Annotated in this window: 15 protein-coding genes; 10 read left to right on the top strand and 5 right to left on the bottom strand. The window is 63.7% G+C overall.

The features are described from left to right. Nucleotides 1–228: 228 nt before the first annotated feature. The 4 genes from EL337_RS01585 to EL337_RS01570 all read right to left on the bottom strand — a co-directional run bounded on the left by EL337_RS01585 (nt 229) and on the right by EL337_RS01570 (nt 4,973). The gene (locus EL337_RS01585) at nt 229–1,278 is read right to left on the bottom strand and encodes a substrate-binding domain-containing protein (protein WP_048632520.1); all 1,050 of its coding nucleotides are present in this window, start codon (nt 1,276–1,278) and stop codon (nt 229–231) included. Between the two features lie 70 nt (nt 1,279–1,348). After that, entirely contained in the window at nt 1,349–2,389 is a 1,041-nt protein-coding gene (locus EL337_RS01580) for an ABC transporter permease (protein WP_048632521.1), read from the bottom strand. After that, nucleotides 2,386–3,939 carry a sugar ABC transporter ATP-binding protein gene (locus EL337_RS01575; RefSeq protein ID WP_048632522.1) on the bottom strand — a complete coding sequence of 518 codons (1,554 nt, stop codon included), beginning with the start codon at nt 3,937–3,939 and terminating at the stop codon, nt 2,386–2,388. Before EL337_RS01575 ends, EL337_RS01580 begins: the two co-directional genes overlap by 4 nt. After that, entirely contained in the window at nt 3,936–4,973 is a 1,038-nt protein-coding gene (locus EL337_RS01570; protein ID WP_048632523.1) for an NAD(P)-dependent alcohol dehydrogenase, read from the bottom strand. Before EL337_RS01570 ends, EL337_RS01575 begins: the two co-directional genes overlap by 4 nt. Nucleotides 4,974–5,127: 154 nt before the next feature. On the opposite strand from EL337_RS01570, the gene EL337_RS01565 reads away from it, so the two are divergent. The 4 genes from EL337_RS01565 (at nt 5,128) to EL337_RS29150 (ending at nt 7,550) form a co-directional block, all read left to right on the top strand. Continuing rightward, nucleotides 5,128–6,048 carry a sugar-binding transcriptional regulator gene (locus EL337_RS01565; protein ID WP_048632524.1) on the top strand — a complete coding sequence of 307 codons (921 nt, stop codon included), beginning with the start codon at nt 5,128–5,130 and terminating at the stop codon, nt 6,046–6,048. A gap of 72 nt (nt 6,049–6,120) precedes the next feature. After that, complete coding sequence (locus tag EL337_RS01560; protein ID WP_048632525.1) at nt 6,121–6,894, top strand: SDR family oxidoreductase; 774 nt, start codon at nt 6,121–6,123, stop codon at nt 6,892–6,894. 87 nt (nt 6,895–6,981) lie between these two features. Then, nucleotides 6,982–7,428, top strand: a complete 447-nt coding sequence (locus EL337_RS01555; RefSeq protein WP_048632526.1) for a VOC family protein — start codon at nt 6,982–6,984, stop codon at nt 7,426–7,428. Continuing rightward, nucleotides 7,425–7,550: a hypothetical protein gene (locus EL337_RS29150; protein WP_264035371.1), complete on the top strand. Its 126-nt coding sequence runs from the start codon at nt 7,425–7,427 to the stop codon at nt 7,548–7,550. Before EL337_RS01555 ends, EL337_RS29150 begins: the two co-directional genes overlap by 4 nt. A gap of 148 nt (nt 7,551–7,698) precedes the next feature. On the opposite strand, the gene EL337_RS01550 is transcribed toward EL337_RS29150, so the two are convergent. Then, nucleotides 7,699–8,409 (bottom strand): EAL domain-containing protein, encoded by a 711-nt coding sequence (locus EL337_RS01550; RefSeq protein WP_197724167.1) that lies wholly within the window; start codon nt 8,407–8,409, stop codon nt 7,699–7,701. Nucleotides 8,410–9,656: 1,247 nt separating this feature from the next. Here EL337_RS01550 and EL337_RS01540 point away from each other — a divergent pair. From EL337_RS01540 to EL337_RS01515, 6 genes are read left to right on the top strand one after another with little or no spacing between them, the layout of a single operon-like run. Beyond that, nucleotides 9,657–10,829 carry an MCE family protein gene (locus tag EL337_RS01540; RefSeq protein ID WP_306316164.1) on the top strand — a complete coding sequence of 391 codons (1,173 nt, stop codon included), beginning with the start codon at nt 9,657–9,659 and terminating at the stop codon, nt 10,827–10,829. Further along, nucleotides 10,829–11,860 (top strand): MCE family protein, encoded by a 1,032-nt coding sequence (locus EL337_RS01535; protein WP_048632530.1) that lies wholly within the window; start codon nt 10,829–10,831, stop codon nt 11,858–11,860. The genes EL337_RS01540 and EL337_RS01535 overlap by 1 nt, the downstream gene beginning before the upstream one ends. Beyond that, on the top strand, nt 11,844–12,917 hold the full coding sequence (locus tag EL337_RS01530) for an MCE family protein (RefSeq protein ID WP_083443076.1): 1,074 nt from the start codon (nt 11,844–11,846) through the stop codon (nt 12,915–12,917). Before EL337_RS01535 ends, EL337_RS01530 begins: the two co-directional genes overlap by 17 nt. Further along, a complete protein-coding gene (locus EL337_RS01525) occupies nt 12,917–14,398 on the top strand; it encodes an MCE family protein (RefSeq protein ID WP_048632531.1) in 1,482 nt (493 codons plus the stop codon). The genes EL337_RS01530 and EL337_RS01525 overlap by 1 nt, the downstream gene beginning before the upstream one ends. Next, entirely contained in the window at nt 14,398–15,558 is a 1,161-nt protein-coding gene (locus EL337_RS01520; RefSeq protein WP_048632532.1) for an MCE family protein, read from the top strand. The genes EL337_RS01525 and EL337_RS01520 overlap by 1 nt, the downstream gene beginning before the upstream one ends. Continuing rightward, entirely contained in the window at nt 15,558–17,264 is a 1,707-nt protein-coding gene (locus tag EL337_RS01515) for an MCE family protein (RefSeq protein ID WP_048632533.1), read from the top strand. The genes EL337_RS01520 and EL337_RS01515 overlap by 1 nt, the downstream gene beginning before the upstream one ends. Nucleotides 17,265–17,282: the final 18 nt, after the last annotated feature.

Genomic DNA, 17,282 nt, shown 5'->3' with positions numbered 1-17,282 from the left:
GGCTTGTCGTGGCTTCGGAGTTCCCCGTGATCAGGTACTTCTAACCCCTAAGTTTGCGATCGTCGGTGAACACGACGTGAGCTCGGCCGCCTGAAAGGCGGCTGAGCACAGTCGGTTTGACGATCTTGAAAATTTCCCCGCGCTCGCCGGCGCATACGAGAACTGCCCGAGACGAGGACGAGGACCGGCCGCTGACAGCGGGCCGGCCCTCGTCGCACGAGTCTCGGGTCAGGGCTGCTTCTGCCCCGGGATCCCTTCGTAGGCGATATCGCCGGTTTCCAGATTCTTCTTCGTCAGCTCGGACAGGCCGTCGAGGAATTGCTGCCGTTCGGTCACCACATGCTGGATCGCGACGTCGACGTTGTCCTGGGTGATGGCGGGCATGACGTACACCGGCTTGGTGTTGACTTCCTCACCCTTCGCCAGCGCATTGGCCACGGCAAGGCCTGCGGACAGTTCCACAGTGCCGTTCTGCAGCGACGTGCCGATGAACTCGCCGCTCTTGACGGCATTGAGACCGTCCTCGATGCCGTCGATGCCGACGATCGGCACCCCACTGCGGCCCGACTCCTTGAGCGCCTGCAACGCTCCCAGTCCCATGTCGTCGTTCTCGGCGACGACGGCGTCGATCTGATTCCCGAAACCGGAGATCCAGTTCTTCATCTTGTTGACGGCCTCGTCGCGCTTCCAGTTGGCCGTGTCCTTGGCCAGCACCCGGATCTCCGGGTACTTGGCCAGGACCTGTTCGATGCCCTTCGTGCGGTCGATCTCGCCGGACTGACCGAGCGGGCCCTGCAGGATGACGATGTTGCCCCGGCCGCCGAGGCGATCGGCCATCATCTGCATCTCCTGGGCTCCGGCGGCGACGTCGTCGGGCTGTACGCTGCCCGCGACGTCGGGGTTGTTCAACGCCGCGTTCACCGCGATCAGCGGGATGCCCTTCGACTTGGCGGTGGCGACCTGCGGCCCCAGCGAATCCGCCTGGATCGGGACCACGATGATCGCGTCGACACCCTGGTTGACCATCGAGTCGACCTGGTTGGCCTGTGTCGACACATCCAGATTGGCCGAGTTCCAGACCAATTCGATGTTGTTGTCCGCTGCGTAGGCGTCCATGCCTTCTTTGCCCGCGGTGATGAACGAGCTCATGTCATACACCGAGACACCGATTCGGGTGGTGTCGCTGTTGGCGGTCGTGTCGCCCGCTCCGCATGCGGTCAGGCCGAGGCCGAGTGCGCCCACCGAGGCGATCGCCGCGATTCTGGTGGTCAGTCTCATGTGATTCTCTCTTTTCGATTGCAGTGTTTCGACGGTGAAATGCCCTGCGCCGTTGGGTGTTCGGGTGAGATCAGGTTCGCCTCCTGGATGACCACACGTCGACCGCGACCGCGGCGACGATCAACACGCCCTTGATGACGTCCTGCCAGTACGCCGGAACCACCAGGATGTCGAGGCCGTTGTTGAGCGTCATGATCATGAACAGCCCGAGCGTCGTCCCCCAGATACTGCCGCGCCCGCCCATCAGGCTGGCGCCGCCGATCACCACGGCGGCGATCGCGTCCAGTTCGTAACCCTGTCCCAGGTTCGGCGGGCCGGAGATGACGCGCGACGCCAGCATCACGCCGGACAGGCCTGCGAGCAGACCCGAGAACGCGTACACGCTGAACAACACATTCTTGGCGTTGATGCCGGCCAGTTCGGCGGCGTTTCGGTTACCGCCGACGGCGTAGACGCGCATCCCGTAGGAGGTGCGCTTCATGATGATGGCGAGCGCGATGATGCCGATGATCATCAGCAGCACCGGGATCTGGAGGCCCAGGATCTTCGTGTTGGCGATCGAGCCGAATTCGGCGGGCAGGCCGTTGATCGGCGCACCGCCGCCGATGACGTAGGCCACGCCCGAACCGGCGGTCAACGTGCCCAGCGTCGCGATGAACGGCGGGACGTTGATGCGGGACACCAGCACTCCGTTGATGCAGCCGAAGGCCAGTCCCACCGCCATCGCGACCGACACGGTCATCCAGACCTGCCCGGGGTTGGCCTTGGCCGTCGCCGCGCCGGCCATCGCCGACACCGCGATCACGCTGCCCACCGACAGGTCGATCCCGCCCGTGAGGATCACCAGTGTCTGCCCCAGTGCGATCAGCGCGAAGGGGGCGGCCGCCACCAGGATGGTGATGAGGTTGTCGGGTGTGGCGAACCGCGCGCTGCGGTAACTGAAGTAGGCGATCACCAGCAGCACGATGATCACCATCGAGTAGCGCAGCAGGATCCCGGAGAACCATTGCCGTGAGAAGAGTTTCACCGGCTCCCCGGTGATCGGCGATGCCACGGTGGGGGCCTTGGACGGCCCGGGGGGCTGCTGGCCTGCGTCGAGGTCGGTCGTCATGATGTCTCCTGCTTCGTGGTCTTCGGTCCGCCGTCCAGTGCGGTCGCCATGCGGAACACCGACTCCTGCACTTCGGGATGGTCGAGTGCATCGCGGTCCAGTTCGCCGACCAGGGTTCCGCCCCGCATGACGAAGGCCCGGTGTGAAAGGCCGACGATCTCAGGCATGTCCGACGACGCCATCAGTACCGCCATCCCCTGACCCGCGAATTCGGTGACGATGCGGTAGATCTCGCTACGCGCACCGACATCGACACCCCGGGTCGGCTCGTCGAGCAGCAGCACGTTGACGTCACCGGTGAGCCAGCGCGCAAGCACCACCTTCTGCTGGTTGCCGCCTGACAAGGTGCCGACTTCCTGCCCGAGACCGCGGCTGCGCAGCCGCACTGACGACATCACGTCGGATACCGCTTTGGTGCGGGCCTTGCCGCGCAACCAGCCCGCCAGCGAGAAGGACGGCAGCCGCGGCAGGGTCCCGTTGTCCAGCACACTCATCGACAGCACGAGTCCGGACAGTTTCCGGTCCTCGGGCACGATGGCCATGCCGGAGGTGATCGCCGCGCTGGGATGCTGCCGTTTGACGGCCTTGCCCCGCACCGTGATCTGTCCGGCGGTGCTGGCGCGGACGCCGAAGATCGCTTCGAGCAATTCCGTGCGTCCGGCACCGACAAGACCTGCCAGACCGACGATCTCGCCCGCCTTGACCGTGAACGACACCGGCCCGGTCGCACCCTCGACCTGCAGGTCCCTGACCTCGAGTACCGTCTCGTCGCGCGGCGTCGGGCGCTCGGGAAACAGCTGGTCGAGTTCGCGGCCGATCATCGCCGTGACGATCTCGTCGTCGGTGACGTCGGCAATGCCCTTGTCGAGTGTCAGTCCGCCGTCGCGCAGGACCACCACCCGGTCGGCGATGGCCCGGATTTCCGCCATCTTGTGGGTGGTGTACACCATAGCGACGCCGTGCTCGCGCAGGGTGCGTACCACCGTGTAGAGGCCCTCGACCTCCCGCTCGGAGATCGCCGACGTGGGCTCGTCGAGCATGACCACGCGTGCACCCGTACGGGCGGCCTTGACGATCTCGACGATCTGACGCAGTCCGACCGGCAGGCTGCCCATCCGCGCGGACGGGTTGATCTCGATACCGAAGACGGCCAGCGCCTTTCGCGCCTCTTCGACCATCGCCCGCCGGTTCAGGAACGGTCCGACCTTGATCTCCCGTCCGACGAAGAGGTTTTCGTAGACCGTCATGTCGTCGATAGAGGCGAGCTCCTGCGGCACGATGGCCACGCCATGGCGGACGGCGTCCTTGGTGTTGCCCGGCGCCAGCTTGGTGTCGCCGACCGCCACCAGACCGCGGTCGGCGGTGTACTGCCCGCTGATGATCTTCATCAGCGTCGACTTTCCCGCGCCGTTCTCACCCGCCAGCGCGGTGACGGTGCCGGGTTGCAGTTCGAGGTCGATGCCGGTGAGCACCGGGACGCCGCCGAAGCTCTTGTGAATGTCGTTGCACCGCAGCAGCGAAGTGGTGGCGGGAGCGGGGGCGGCGGTCATGTGGGCACCACGATCGACTTGAGGCTGGCCGGATCGGAGTCGCTGTCGAGAGCCTCGCCGATGTGCTCCAGGTCGTAGCGTCCGGTCACCATCCCGTCGAGGTCGACGGCACCGCTGGCGACGAGATGGATTGCCGCAGGCCAGGTGTCGGTGTAGCGGAACACACCGGTGACGGTGATCTCGCGGTTCGCGATGTGGCTTACCGGCAGCGCGTATTCGTCGGCTCCCATACCGACGAGCACGACACGTCCGGCGGGGCCCACGGCTTTGATTCCGCTGACGACGGCAGCGGGCACGCCGGTCGCATCGACGAAGGCGTCCACCGGTTCGATCGTCGCGATGTCGACGACGGCCGGGTCGAGCGCCTCGGTGGCACCGAACTGCAGCGCCTTCTCGCGGCGGTCGGCGACCAGGTCGGTGATGACGATGCGGGACGCGCCGAACGCCCGGGCGGTCTGTGCGCAGATCACGCCGATGGGTCCGGCACCGGCGATGAGGATCGACGTGCCCGGAACGACCTGCGCCTTGCGCATGGTGGCGATCGCCACCGACAGCGGCTCGAGGAGGGCTGCGGCCTCGTCGGAGATCGAGTCGGGTACGGGATGGGCCATGTCGTCGTCGATCAGCACGTACCGGCAGAAGGCGCCGTCGACCGGGGGCGTCGCATAGAACTCGATGTCCGGGCACAGGTTGTAGCGGCCCGCCTTGCACTGGGTGCAACGCCGGCACGGGTGCTGCGGTTCGACCGCGACGCGCTGACCGATCCGGCCCGGGTCCACACCCGCTCCGACCGCGGCGATGCGACCCGACAGTTCGTGCCCGAGAACCATGGGCTCGTGGACCACGAAGTCGCCGATGCGGCCGTGCAGGTAGTAATGCACGTCGGAGCCGCACACGCCGACGGCGGCCACCTCGACGAGGACCTGGCGCTCTCCGGGCGTGGGCACCGGCCGGTCCTCGATCTGCAGGGTCCGCACACCGGTCATGACGCTGGCCCGCATGGTGGTCGGCATGGGTTCGACCGCAGCGGTCATCTGTCTCCCCTTCGTCGGCGCCGCCCCAGCCGCGCTCATGTGCGGCGAATGCCGCTCATCTGATTCGTTGTGATGTGGATCATTCTCTGAGCTATGCTCATGTGTCAAGCGGCTCCGCTCATATGAGCAACTGCCCCGTTGCGTAGGAGGCGTCGTGGGACCAGACGAGTTGTTCCAGCGCGCAGTCATCGCGCGGCGCTACTACCTCGAAGGCCGTACCCGCGTCGAAATCGCCGAGGAGTTCGGGCTGTCCCGCTTCAAGGTGGCACGGATGCTCGAAGAAGCCCTCGAAACCGGGATGGTGAAGATCACGATCCACGATCCGGGGTCGCTCGACGTCGAGCTGTCGACGGCGCTCAAGCGCAAGTACTCACTGCAGCACGCCTATGCGGTTCACGCGGAGTCCACCAATATGGCCGACAAAGTGGAAGCTGTCGCCAAGGCCATGGCCGACCTGCTGCAGTCGATCCTGCGCGACGACGACGTCATCGGCGTCGATTCCGGCAGAACGATGACCCACATCGCGCCCTACCTGGTGTCACTGCCCAAATGCGATGTGGTGCAACTGACGGGTCTGGCCGGTGCGATCACCTACAACGGCGCGGACCTCACCCGGCGCATCAGCGAGATCACCGGCGGCTCCTCCTGGCCCCTGTATGCCCCGCTCGTGGTCTCCGACGCCCGCACTGCCGAAAGCCTGGCCGGCAGCCAACAGATTCAGGAAACCTGCGCACAGCATGCCCACGTCACCTGCGCGCTGGTCTCTGTGGGCGCCTGGGGGCCGGACACGTCCCAGGTCTACCCGTCGATGCCGCCGGCCGAGGCCGCTGCCTTTGACGCCGCCGGGGTCTGTGCCGAGACGTGCGCGCTGCTTCTCGACGCGGACGGCAACAGGGTCGGCGGACTCGACGAACGCCGCATGGGCATCCGCGAAGACACCCTCCGCGCCATTCCGACGGTGGTGGCACTGAGCACGGGCGCGGCGAAGATCGACGCCACCAGGGCGGTGCTGAAATCCGGCCTGATATCGGGTCTGGTGACCGACACCGAGGTGGCAGCCGCGATGCTCACCTGAGACGGCAACCACCCACCGGTGGCCATCCACCCGCCACCGATCATCCGACGAGTACCAGGACGGAGACCGAACATGACATCCAACGCCGAACCGGTTGTGGACCTGAACTTTCCGCTCACCGACAAGGTGGCAATGGTCACCGGAGGCGGATCGGGCATCGGCGCGGCGATCGTCGCGGCGTTCGCGGCCAAGGGCGCCCGGGTGGCCGTGGTCGACCTCGACGCCGAGGCCGCTTCGGCGCGGGCTGCCGAGGCAGGGGCCGACAACCGCGGATTCGCCTGCGACGTGGCAGATCCCGCATCCGTCACCGCGACGGTGGATTCCGTGGTCGCGGCATTCGGCCGCGTCGACATCCTGGTCAACAGCGCTGGTGTCGTGATGCTGGCGCCCGCCGAGGATCTGGAACTCGAGGCCTGGACCAAGACCATCGACATCAATCTCAAGGGCACGTTCCTGGTGTGCCAGGGCGTGGGCAGGCACATGCTCGCGGCCGGCCGCGGCGCGATCGTCAACATGGCCTCACAGGCCGCGTCGGTCGCCCTCGACCAACACGTCGCCTACTGCGCGTCGAAATTCGGCGTGGTGGGCGTGTCGAAGGTACTGGCGGCCGAATGGGGTCCCCGCGGCGTCCGGGTCAACACCATCTCGCCGACCGTGGTGCTCACCGAACTCGGCCGCAAGGCCTGGGACGGGCCGCAGGGCGACGCACTGAAGAAACTGATCCCGATGGGACGGTTCGCTTTTCCCGACGAAATCGCCGCGGCCGCGGTGTATCTCGCTTCCGATGCCGCGGGGATGATCACCGGTGCCGATCTACTGATCGACGGCGGCTACACCATCAAGTGACGCGGGCGGCTGTCAACTCTCACCCGCGGGCCATCACCGCGGACTGGAATCCGGCAACTGCCTCAGCAAAGGAAAGGGACGCACGAGATGCCAGACACGCCTGTCCCATTGGCGCCGTTCCACCTGGCCATCCCCGTTGACGACATCGCCGCAGCCCGGCGCTTCTACGGCAGCGCGCTGGGCCTGGCCGAAGGACGCTCGGACACCAAGTGGATCGACTGGAACCTCTACGGTCACCAACTCGTCACCCACGAAGTCGACACCGAACGCGACACCGCCCGCTCGATCGCCGGCACCAACCCCGTCGACGGCCACGAAGTTCCCGTCCCCCACTTCGGGGTGGTGTTGACCGTGCCCGACTTCCACCAGCTCGCCGGCAAGCTGCGCGAGGCCGACATCGACTTCGTCATCGAGCCCTACGTCCGGTTCGAGGGCGAACCCGGCGAGCAGTGGACGATGTTCTTCACGGACCCGGCAGGCAACGCGTTGGAGTTCAAGGCGTTCGCTGACCTCGATCAACTGTTCGCCAAGTGACGGCGGACCGCAAGGTTCTGGCATCCCAGGAGTTCGTCGACGCCGACTCTGCCGCCTTCACGTCCCAGCTTGGGCTGCACAGGGTCTGGGCCGCCGGGTACATCGCACACACCATGCCGTAGACCCATTCCCGGCGGGTCCGATCAGCTCACGCGTGCGCCGGTCGGCATGGGGAGCGCTGAAGAAGCCGCCGCCATAGAGGTTAGTGGCGTGTGCGTGTTGGCCTGCCCGTCGATCGGCTGCGCATGCGAACCGACGCCGACGGCTTCGTCAGTCGGCGTACACCGCGGGATTTATCGTGGCGAGGCTTTCGAAAGAAGGCTTCGCAATGTAGAAACCTTGAAAAAGGTGGACGCCGATATCTTCGAGGCAACGCAATTCATCCCCCCTTTCCACCCCCTCAGCGATGACCTCCACCCCCAGCTCGCGACTCATCTCAACGATGCTGTTACAGATGGTTCTGCGCGCTTTGTCATAGTCGATGTCTCTGACCAGACCCATATCGAGCTTGATCAAGTCCGGCTGAAAATCCGCCAAAAGACTCAGCCCGGCATAACCGGCTCCGAAATCGTCGATCGCAACGATGAATCCACGCTGCCGATAGTGAGTCAGTATGTCGAGTAGGTGCGTGAGATCTATGATCTGCTCACCCTCGGTGACCTCGAATATGATGCGATCGATCGGAAAGTCGTACGTCTGCGCCGCTTCCAGCGTCGTCCGTATGCACAGTTCTGGGCGGTAGACAGCATTGGGCAGAAAGTTCACATTAAGACGAGTCGAAAGGCCCAATTCGGACGCCATTTTGATCGCCTTCACTCGGCAAGTCTGATCAAAACGGTACAGGTTATGGTCACCGACCTGGGCGAATACTTCTGACGCCGGCTGATTGTCGGCGCCGCGAACCAGGGCCTCATGCGAGTAGACCTGCTTGGCATCCGTGTCGAAAATTGGCTGAAACGCCATGGATATGTCGAAGCCCAAAGCGGCACCGTTTACACAGGCTGAGCAGTTCAGAGCAACATAATCGCTAGGCCTCCCCATACAGAAACCCTACGGGAAACCACCTGAACCAGGTGGCGGCGGGCGGGCAGTTGCCTGAGGTTATTCATCGCTGTTACCGCCGAGCGGGCTGAATTGATTGTTCGACGCGAAGTTTCGCCAACAGCAACGCGCCACACACTGTTGTAGGTTCTCGCTGCGCGTGGCGGAAGTCGATAGCCCTGCCTGCGGCGATGCGAATTTCTCGTTGGAGTGGCGGATACACCTTTCTCATGTTGGTGGCGGACTCTACAACCATGCATATCTGCGGTCGCTCCGACGTAGGCGCGATCCGTTCGAGCATCAACCTCCAGGTTGTTTGCACATGTAGTTCCGCGCCCGTCGGGCTCTGAAGGCAAGGCAGTTGGCATATGACAATGAGTCGTCTGCAAAACCTGACTTTGCCCTGGTCAGGCTTCGAGCGTGGCTGCTTGGGATGCGGGCGATCTCTAGCCTCGCGGAGCCAATTGCCGGCACATTCGCGTAGTGCTCGATGTCAGCGTCCTCCTCGAGCGCGGCGCGTGCTACCTCGGCGGCGCCCTTCAGCATCTGCACGTACCAGGCCTTTTCTGTGCAAAGAGAAGTGGGTTTCACCAGTGGGGGTGCGCGAAGGCCACAGCCTCGTCGAACGGCGGCACCCACGGGCGATCATTGGCGGGGCCGGGTCTGAGATCGACGGGTTGCAGAGTCACGCTGCGCAGATGGAACACAACATCCGCCTCGTCCCGCACCCGTGGATGCCGCACCGTGACATCCAAGGCAATACGCGCACGGAGTTCTGCAGGTATATGCAAGGCGTGGACGTGCCGCACCAAAAGCTTCATTTGGCCAGACAGCTCGGTGAACACAACGCCCTCGAAGGCAACCGACGAACCCCCAGGCAGACGAAGCCGCTCGCTTAGTCGACTCACCCGGCTCTTCCAACTGAGATCACACCCGGCGACACCAACGAGATGACGCAATGGCTTTCCCGCTCAGATCCGCCTCTTGCCGCCAAAACATGGCGTGTGCCATGCTACAGGCGTGCCGTCCTCGTCCGCGTCGTCCCCGGGTGACCGGCTCGTTGGACGTATCGACTGTTGCTGTGGAAGCTCTCGGGCGGCTGGTCAACGGTCGGGTTGCTCCGAGACCCTTCGTGCTGAGACAAGCTGGGGAACAGATTGACTACGCGGGTTACGCACCGTGTCGCCGTGAGGATCGCAGCTCTGGTGCTCGTTGGCGCGATCGCCGCTGTTGCAGTGCTTACCTATTTCTCCTACGCGGGGGCATTCACGCCGACCGCCGCCGTCATCGTGACATCGCCAAGGGCTGGCCTGCTGATGGAACCCGATGCCAAGGTCAAGTACCTCGGCCTCCAAGTGGGCAAGGTGAGTGCTGTCGAGTATGACGGCAACGACGCCCGGCTCACCCTCGCTATCCGCAGCGACCAGATGACCTTCATTCCGTCGAACGCCCTCATTCGGATTGCCAGCAACACGGTCTTTGGTGCGAAAGCTGTCGAATTCATGCCGCCGGACGCCCCATCACCCACGGCTCTGGCGCCGGGGGCGCACCTGCAGGCGGGGTCGGTGTCGGTCGAGGTGAACACCTTGTTTCAAACGCTGGTCAACACTCTGCACAAGATCAACCCAATCGAACTCAATGCAACGTTAACGGCCGTCAGCACGGGTCTGCGCAATAACGGAGATGACCTCGGTGCGACGCTCGCTGGCATCAACACCCTTCTCACACAGATCAATCCGAAGCTGCCAACGCTGCAGAATGACTTCCAGAAGGCCGCCGACGTTGCCAACATCTACGCCGATGCCGCCCCCGACCTCGTTGAGGTACTCGATAACACCCCGGCCCTCAGCGATACTCTCGTCGATTCCCGCGGGGACCTCACCGCAACGCTCCTCGCAGCGGTTGGCTTGGCGGACAACGGATACAACGCGTTAGCGCCCGCAGAGGAGGATCTGGTCAACGCGGTGCAAAGGCTACGGGCCCCACTCAAGGTGCTCGCCGACTATTCACCTGAGTATGGGTGCATCTTCAAGGCGATCGCCACGTTGGACGAGCGGTACGGCCCTAGCCTCGGCGGGACCGTGCCCGGATTGTTTGTCTCAGTGAGCTTCATTCCCGGTTCGGCGCCCTACACGTACCCCGAGAGTCTGCCCATCGTCAACGCCTCGGGCGGCCCGAATTGCCGTGGGCTGCCCGATCTGCCGACTAAGCAGTTCGGTGGGTCGTACTACCACGCGCCGTTCTTGGTTACCGACAACGCCTATGTCCCTTATCAGCCCAACACGGAGTTGCAGTTCGACGCACCCTCAACGTTGCAGTTTCTTTTTAACGGCGCCTATGCCGAACGGGACGACTACTGATGCCAGAACGGCGTACTGGCGTGAAGGTGGCTGTGTTCACCGTGGTGATGGTTCTCATCGCCGCAGTGCTGGTCATTACCTTCGGTAAGTTCAAATTTGGTTCCGGGCATGAGTATCGCGCCGAGTTTGCATCGGTCTCACGCCTCAAGGCCGGCCAAGACGTCCGCATCTCGGGAGTCACCGTCGGCAGCGTAAAGAACATCGCCATTGCCGGCGATCACGTGAACGTGACTTTCGACGTCAATGACCGGTACCAGCTATATACCTCGACGCGTGCCGTCATCCGGTACGAAGACCTCGTCGGCAACCGCTACCTGGAGATCACCGCAGGGCCGGGCGACCTCCGCAAGCTGGCCGCCGGCTCCACCATCCCCCGATCCAATACGCAACCGGCGCTGGACCTCGATGCCTTGCTAGGGGGCCTGCGCCCGGTTCTGAAAGGGCTCGACGGAACTAAGATCAACGAAGTCAGCAATGCCATGATCGAGCTGCTGCAGGGCGATGGTGGACCGCTGGCGGACCTGCTGTCCAGCACAGGGTCGTTTACTCAATCACTGGCAGCACGTGATGAACTCATTGGCGAGGTCATCTCGAATCTCAACACTGTCCTCGGCTCGGTGGACGAGAAGAGTTCGCAGCTGGACACCAGCATCGACCAGTTGCAGAAGCTCGTTACGACGTTGAACCAAGGTCGAGATCCGATCGCGGGTGCGATCGACCCGCTCGCGTCCGCGCAAAGCGACCTAACTGACCTGCTCGCCTCATCGCGCCGTCCCCTTCAAGGGGTGATCGAGAACGTGCGCCCGCTGGCGACCACGTTGGATGACCGCAAGGACGAGGTGAACGCGGTCCTAGACCGCACGCCCACGAACTACGCCCGGCTGGCGTCACTGGGCGCCTACGGATCGTTTTTCAACATCTTCTTCTGCTCCATCCAGTTCAAGCTCAACGGCCCCGCCGGAAGTGACATCCTCATCCCCGCCGCCGCACCCGTCGATCCGACTAAGGGACGCTGTGCCTTCAAGAATTGAATCCGCACCATACGAACGCGACCCCCTGCGCACTGGCATCTTCGGCATCGTGCTGGTGGTCTGCCTGATGCTGGTCTCGTTTGGGTACTCTCAGCTGCCGTTCTGGCCGCAAGGCCGCCACTACGACGCCTACTTCGTCAACGCCGCCGGAATCGTGCCCGGAAATGACGTCCAGATCTTTGGCTACAGCGTGGGGACGGTCAAGACCGTCGAACTGGAGAATCGCACAGCCAAGGTCAGTTTCACCGTCGACAGCGACTTAAAGATCGGCGATCAATCTACGGTCGCCATCAAATCCGACACAGTCCTTGGACAGAAAGCCTTGGAGGTCGCGCCCGCCGGGTCAGGTTCAGTGACAACAATTCCTTTGGGACGCACCACAACCCCGTATTCGCTGAGCACCGCACTACAGGATCTCGGACGCAATGTCGGCGACCTTGACAAGTCTCGGCTTACCGAAGCATTGGGCGTATTAACCGACGCTATGCGCGATGCCACGCCGCAGCTTCGCGGCACCCTCGACGGCGTGACCGCATTGTCGCGCAGCATCAATGACCGCGACGACCAGATCCAACAACTGCTGGCACGCGCCAAAGCCGTGTCCGACGTGCTGGCGCACAGATCAAAGCAGATGAACCAGCTCATCGTGGAAGGCAACCAGCTGTTCGCCGCACTGTCGCAGAAAAGGCGGTCGTTGGGGATCCTGATCGGCGGAATCGACGATCTTGCGCGGCAAATTACAGGCTTCGTCGCCGACAACCGCAAGGAGTTCGGGCCTGCCCTCACCAAGCTGAACCTGGTGCTCGACAACCTCGAGACCCGCCGCGCACAAATCGACGACTCTCTGCGGCGACTTCCGAACTTCGCCAATCAGCTCGGAGAAGTCGTGGGCTCAGGACCAGGCTTCAGCGCCAACGTCTACGGTGTGCCCCCACCACAAATCACCGGAATGGCTTTGGACGCCTACTTCCAGCCCGGCAAGCTACCGGACAGCCTGGCCGACTTCCTCCGGGGAGTCATCGTCGACCGAGCCATCATCAGGCCGAGGTCACCGTGATGACTGCCGATAAATCACACTGGCGCAACCGGATCCGCAACGCCGCCCTCGCCGCCCTGGTACTGATGCTCGGTGCAAGCACCTACATGGTGTGGCCGCGTCCGCACCCATTGCGACTTGAGGCGCTGTTTACCTCGGCGGTCGGGCTCTATCCCGGCGACGAAGTAAAGGTGGCGGGCGTCCCAGTGGGCACCATCACCTCGATCGAACCGTCCGTAACGCACACGTCCGTGAAAATGACCGTCGGCAACAATATTCACATCCCCGCCGATGCCCAAGCGTTGCTCGTCGCACCCAACCTCGTCTCAGCCAGATTCATCGAACTGACCCCGGTATACGCCGACGGTCCGGCGATGACCGATGGCACCGTCATCGATACCGACCGCACAGCGGTGCCGGTGGAATGGGACGACGTCAAAGCGGAACTGACCCAACTCAGTGCCCAATTGGGCCCCCAGCCGGGGTCGCTGCAGGGTCCGCTCACATCATTTGTCAACCAAGCCGCCGATACCTTCGACGGCCAAGGCGAGTCATTCCGCCAAGCAGTGCGAGAACTCTCCCAAACCGCGGGCCGCCTGGGTGATTCGCGCACAGACCTGCTGGGAACAGTCAAGAATCTGCACACCCTCGTCGATGCACTGTCGAACAGCAATGAAGAGATCGTGGCATTCTCCAGCCATATCGCTTCGGTGTCACAGGTGCTCGCCGACAGCTCGACCGACCTCAGCGCGTCGCTGGACACCCTCAACGGCGCGCTGTCCGACATCCGAGGATTCCTCAGGGACAACAACGAAGCACTCATCGGCCAGATCGACAAGCTGACCAACTTCACGACGCTGCTTAACGATCACGGCGAGGATATTGAGCAGATCCTTCACATGGCACCCCATGGCCTGCAAAACTTTTACAACATCTACAACCCGGCGCAAGGGTCGGTGTCGGGCATCCTCACCGTGCCGTCATTTGCGAATCCGGTGCAACTGGTCTGTGGATCGGTGGAAACCGGCGCGACACCGGATTACTACAAACGCGCCGAGATCTGCCGCCAGCGGATGGCACCGGTACTTGACCGCATAACTGCGAACTACCCGCCAATCCTGTTGCGCCCGATCACCAGCATCACCGCCTACAAGGGACAGGTCACCTACGACACTCCAGAGACCGAAGCGAAGTCCCGGACTCCGGTGTCCCAACTGCAATGGCTCCCCGCACCGGGGGTGACACCTCCGTCGGTACCTGCAGACGGAGATCTCACCAGCTTGCTGCTACCAGCCGCTCCGCCACCGGCGGACGGAGGCCCTCCGTCCGCTCCGGCACAGTCCAGCCCTCCGCCTGTCGGCTTCCCGCCGCCTCCCACCGAGCTCAGTCCGCCACCGCCGGGTTTCCTGCCCTCTCCCACCGAGCTCAGCCCGCCACCGCCGGGATTCCCGCCCCCTCCGGCAACGCAGGCTCCTCCCGTCGACACCCATGGAGGTGGCTAGTGCCAACCACACGCTCTCGGCGCAGCGCGGCCAGCCTCACCGTTGTTACCCTGCTCGTCACTGGATGTCAGTTCACGGGCGTGAACTCACTGGACATGCCCGGCACCGTCGGCCACGGCAAAGGATCATTTGTCGTCACAGTGGAACTACCCAACGTGTCGAGCCTTCCCCAAAACTCGCCGGTCAAGGTCGACGACGTGACCGTTGGCAGCGTGTCGGGAGTCGAGGCAATGCAGCGTAGCGACGGCAGCTTCTATGCCGCGGTGAAACTCTCACTGGCCTCGGAGGTCGACCTACCCGCCAATGCAGTAGTACGGGTGGCCCAGACCTCACTGCTGGGATCCCAACATATCGAGCTCGCTACCCCCGACACCACGCCAGCCGTCGGGCATTTGTCCAGCGGTGCAACCATTCCCATTAGCCAAGCTGCAAACTACCCCACCACAGAGGAAGTGCTGTCGTCGCTCGGCATCGTCGTCAGCAAGGGCAATCTCGGCGCGCTGCAGGATATTACCGATGAGCTCTACGCAGCCGTGGTAGGGCGCGCGAGCCAGTTCGACGGGCTCATCCCGCGCTTGGCCGAGCTGGCAGCATCGATTGATCAGCAGACCGACGACATCATTGCCGCAGCCGAAGGACTCGATCGCGTCGCGCGGATTCTCGCCGACGGCAACGACAAACTCGCTCGCGCCCTCGATGCCCTGCCGGGCGCGCTAGGGGTCCTCAATGACAACGCCGACAATGTGGTCAACGCATTCGCGGCGCTCAAACGGTTGTCCGAAGTGGCCGCGCGGCTGCTGTCGCAGACCAAGGCCGACCTCGCAGCAGACCTCAAGGACGCCTACCCCGTAGTGAAGGCGTTCGCCGACAGCGCCGACGACGTGGTCGATTCGTTGCCCTACCTCCCGACCTTTCCCCTACCCGGCGCCTACCTTGACCAGGCCGTGCGGGGAGACTTCCTCAACGCCTTCGTCACGATCGACCTCACCTTGCGCCGCCTTGGGGAGACGGTCTTCACCACGTCGCGGCTGGATCCGAACATGAAGCACCTCAGCGAGGTAGTGAACCCACCGGACTTTCTTACCGGCGCGATGGCGAATCTTTCCGGGCAGGCTGCGGACCCGTTCACGATCCCGCCGCTATCGGGAGCACCCGGCTGATGTTGACCCGTTTGGTGCGCTGGCAGCTCGCGATATTCGCTGTCATCACCGTGATCTCGGTGACGGCGGTCTCGCTGCTCTATCTCAAAGTCCCCGACGCGCTCGGTATCGGCAGTTACGAAGTCTCCGCCAACTTCTCGGCTACCGGTGGTCTGTATCAAAACGCCAATGTGACTTACCGTGGCACCACCATCGGTCGGGTCACTGCGATCGCGTTGTCCCATGACGGCGGTGTGGACGCGACTTTGCGGCTCGACAGTGACACTGCAGTGCCGGAAAGCGTGACCGCGACGGTCAAGAGCGCGTCGGCCATCGGCGAACAATACGTCGAGCTCACCCCGACCTCCGATGCGTCAACACCAACATTGCGCGACGGTTCACGGATCGCCAGGGATCACACTGTATTGAGCCAGGATGTCGCGGGAACGTTGAAGGAGGCCGAAAAGCTCGTCGACTCCCTCAGCAATAGTCGGCTGCAGGACCTGTTGCGCGAAACCTTCAAGGCGTTCGACGGTTCCGGACCAGAACTGGCACGCTTACTCGAATCTTCACGTCTTCTTGTCGACGAAGCCAACTCCCACGCCACTGAGACCACCGCGCTGATTGATCAGGCGGGACCATTCCTGGACGTCCAGATCCGCAGTGGCGACGACATCAAACAACTCGCCGACAGCTTGGCACGCTTCACCACGGACGTGCGCACCGCCGATCCCCAACTACGCACGTTGCTCCGCACCGCACCCGGCGCCGCCGAGCAGGCAGGTGCCACGTTCGCCGGCATCAGTCCGTCCTTTCCCATGCTCGCCGCGAACCTCGCCAACTTCGGCCGCATCGGCGTCATCTACCACAAGTCCATCGAACAAGCGCTGGTCATCTTCCCTGCGCTCACCGCCGCGCTCACGACCATCTCCACCCAGGAGCCCCTCGACGAAGGCGCCAAGACCGACTTCAAGATCAACTTGGGTGACCCCCCGCCATGTTCGGTCGGCTATATGCCGCCCACACAAATCCGGAGCCCTGCCGACGAGACGTTACGTGAAGTGCCGCAGGGGATGTACTGCAAGACTGCCCAGAACGACGCGACCGTCGTTCGGGGCGCCCGCAACTATCCATGCATGGAATTTCCCGGCAAACGCGCGCCTACGGTACAGCTGTGCCGCGACCCCGAAGGCTACGTCCCCCTGGGCAGCAACCCGTGGCGCGGGCCAACGGTTCCTTACGGCACCCCCGTCACTGACCCACGTATGACGCTGCCGCAGAACAAATATCCCTATATTCCCCCCGAGGCCGACTACGACCCCGGGCCGCCTGTGGTCAATTTGCCGCCCGGTGTAGCGCCAGGCCCGGGCCCAGCACTGACGCCGCCGTACCCTCTGCCTGTTCCACCGAATACGCCGGGGCCACAACCCTTTCCGCTGCCCTACCAGGCACCGCCGGACCAGACCCTTCCGCCCTCCGGGCGGCCGCCCGCCAGCCCTCAGCCGCCGGTGCAGCAAAGCCCGCCCGCTCCACCCGCGCTGCCCGCGGAGGCCGCACCGACCGGCAGCGTCCAGCCGCAAGCCGCTGAGTTACCAAGCGCTGCTTACGACGAAAGATCGGGAGCATTCCTCGATCCCCACGGAGGCATCAGCGTCTACGCCGCCGGCGGATCAGAATTTTCCCCTGCGGAGAACTGGGTCGACCTGATGCTTGCTCCACGTTCCTGACAACCGGGATGCTGCGTC

The sequence above is a fragment of the Mycolicibacterium aurum genome, assembly GCF_900637195.1.
Classification (GTDB): domain Bacteria; phylum Actinomycetota; class Actinomycetes; order Mycobacteriales; family Mycobacteriaceae; genus Mycobacterium; species Mycobacterium aurum.
The sequence above is the reverse complement of the archived record's forward strand: the minus strand, read 5'-3'. Positions and strand labels throughout refer to the sequence as shown.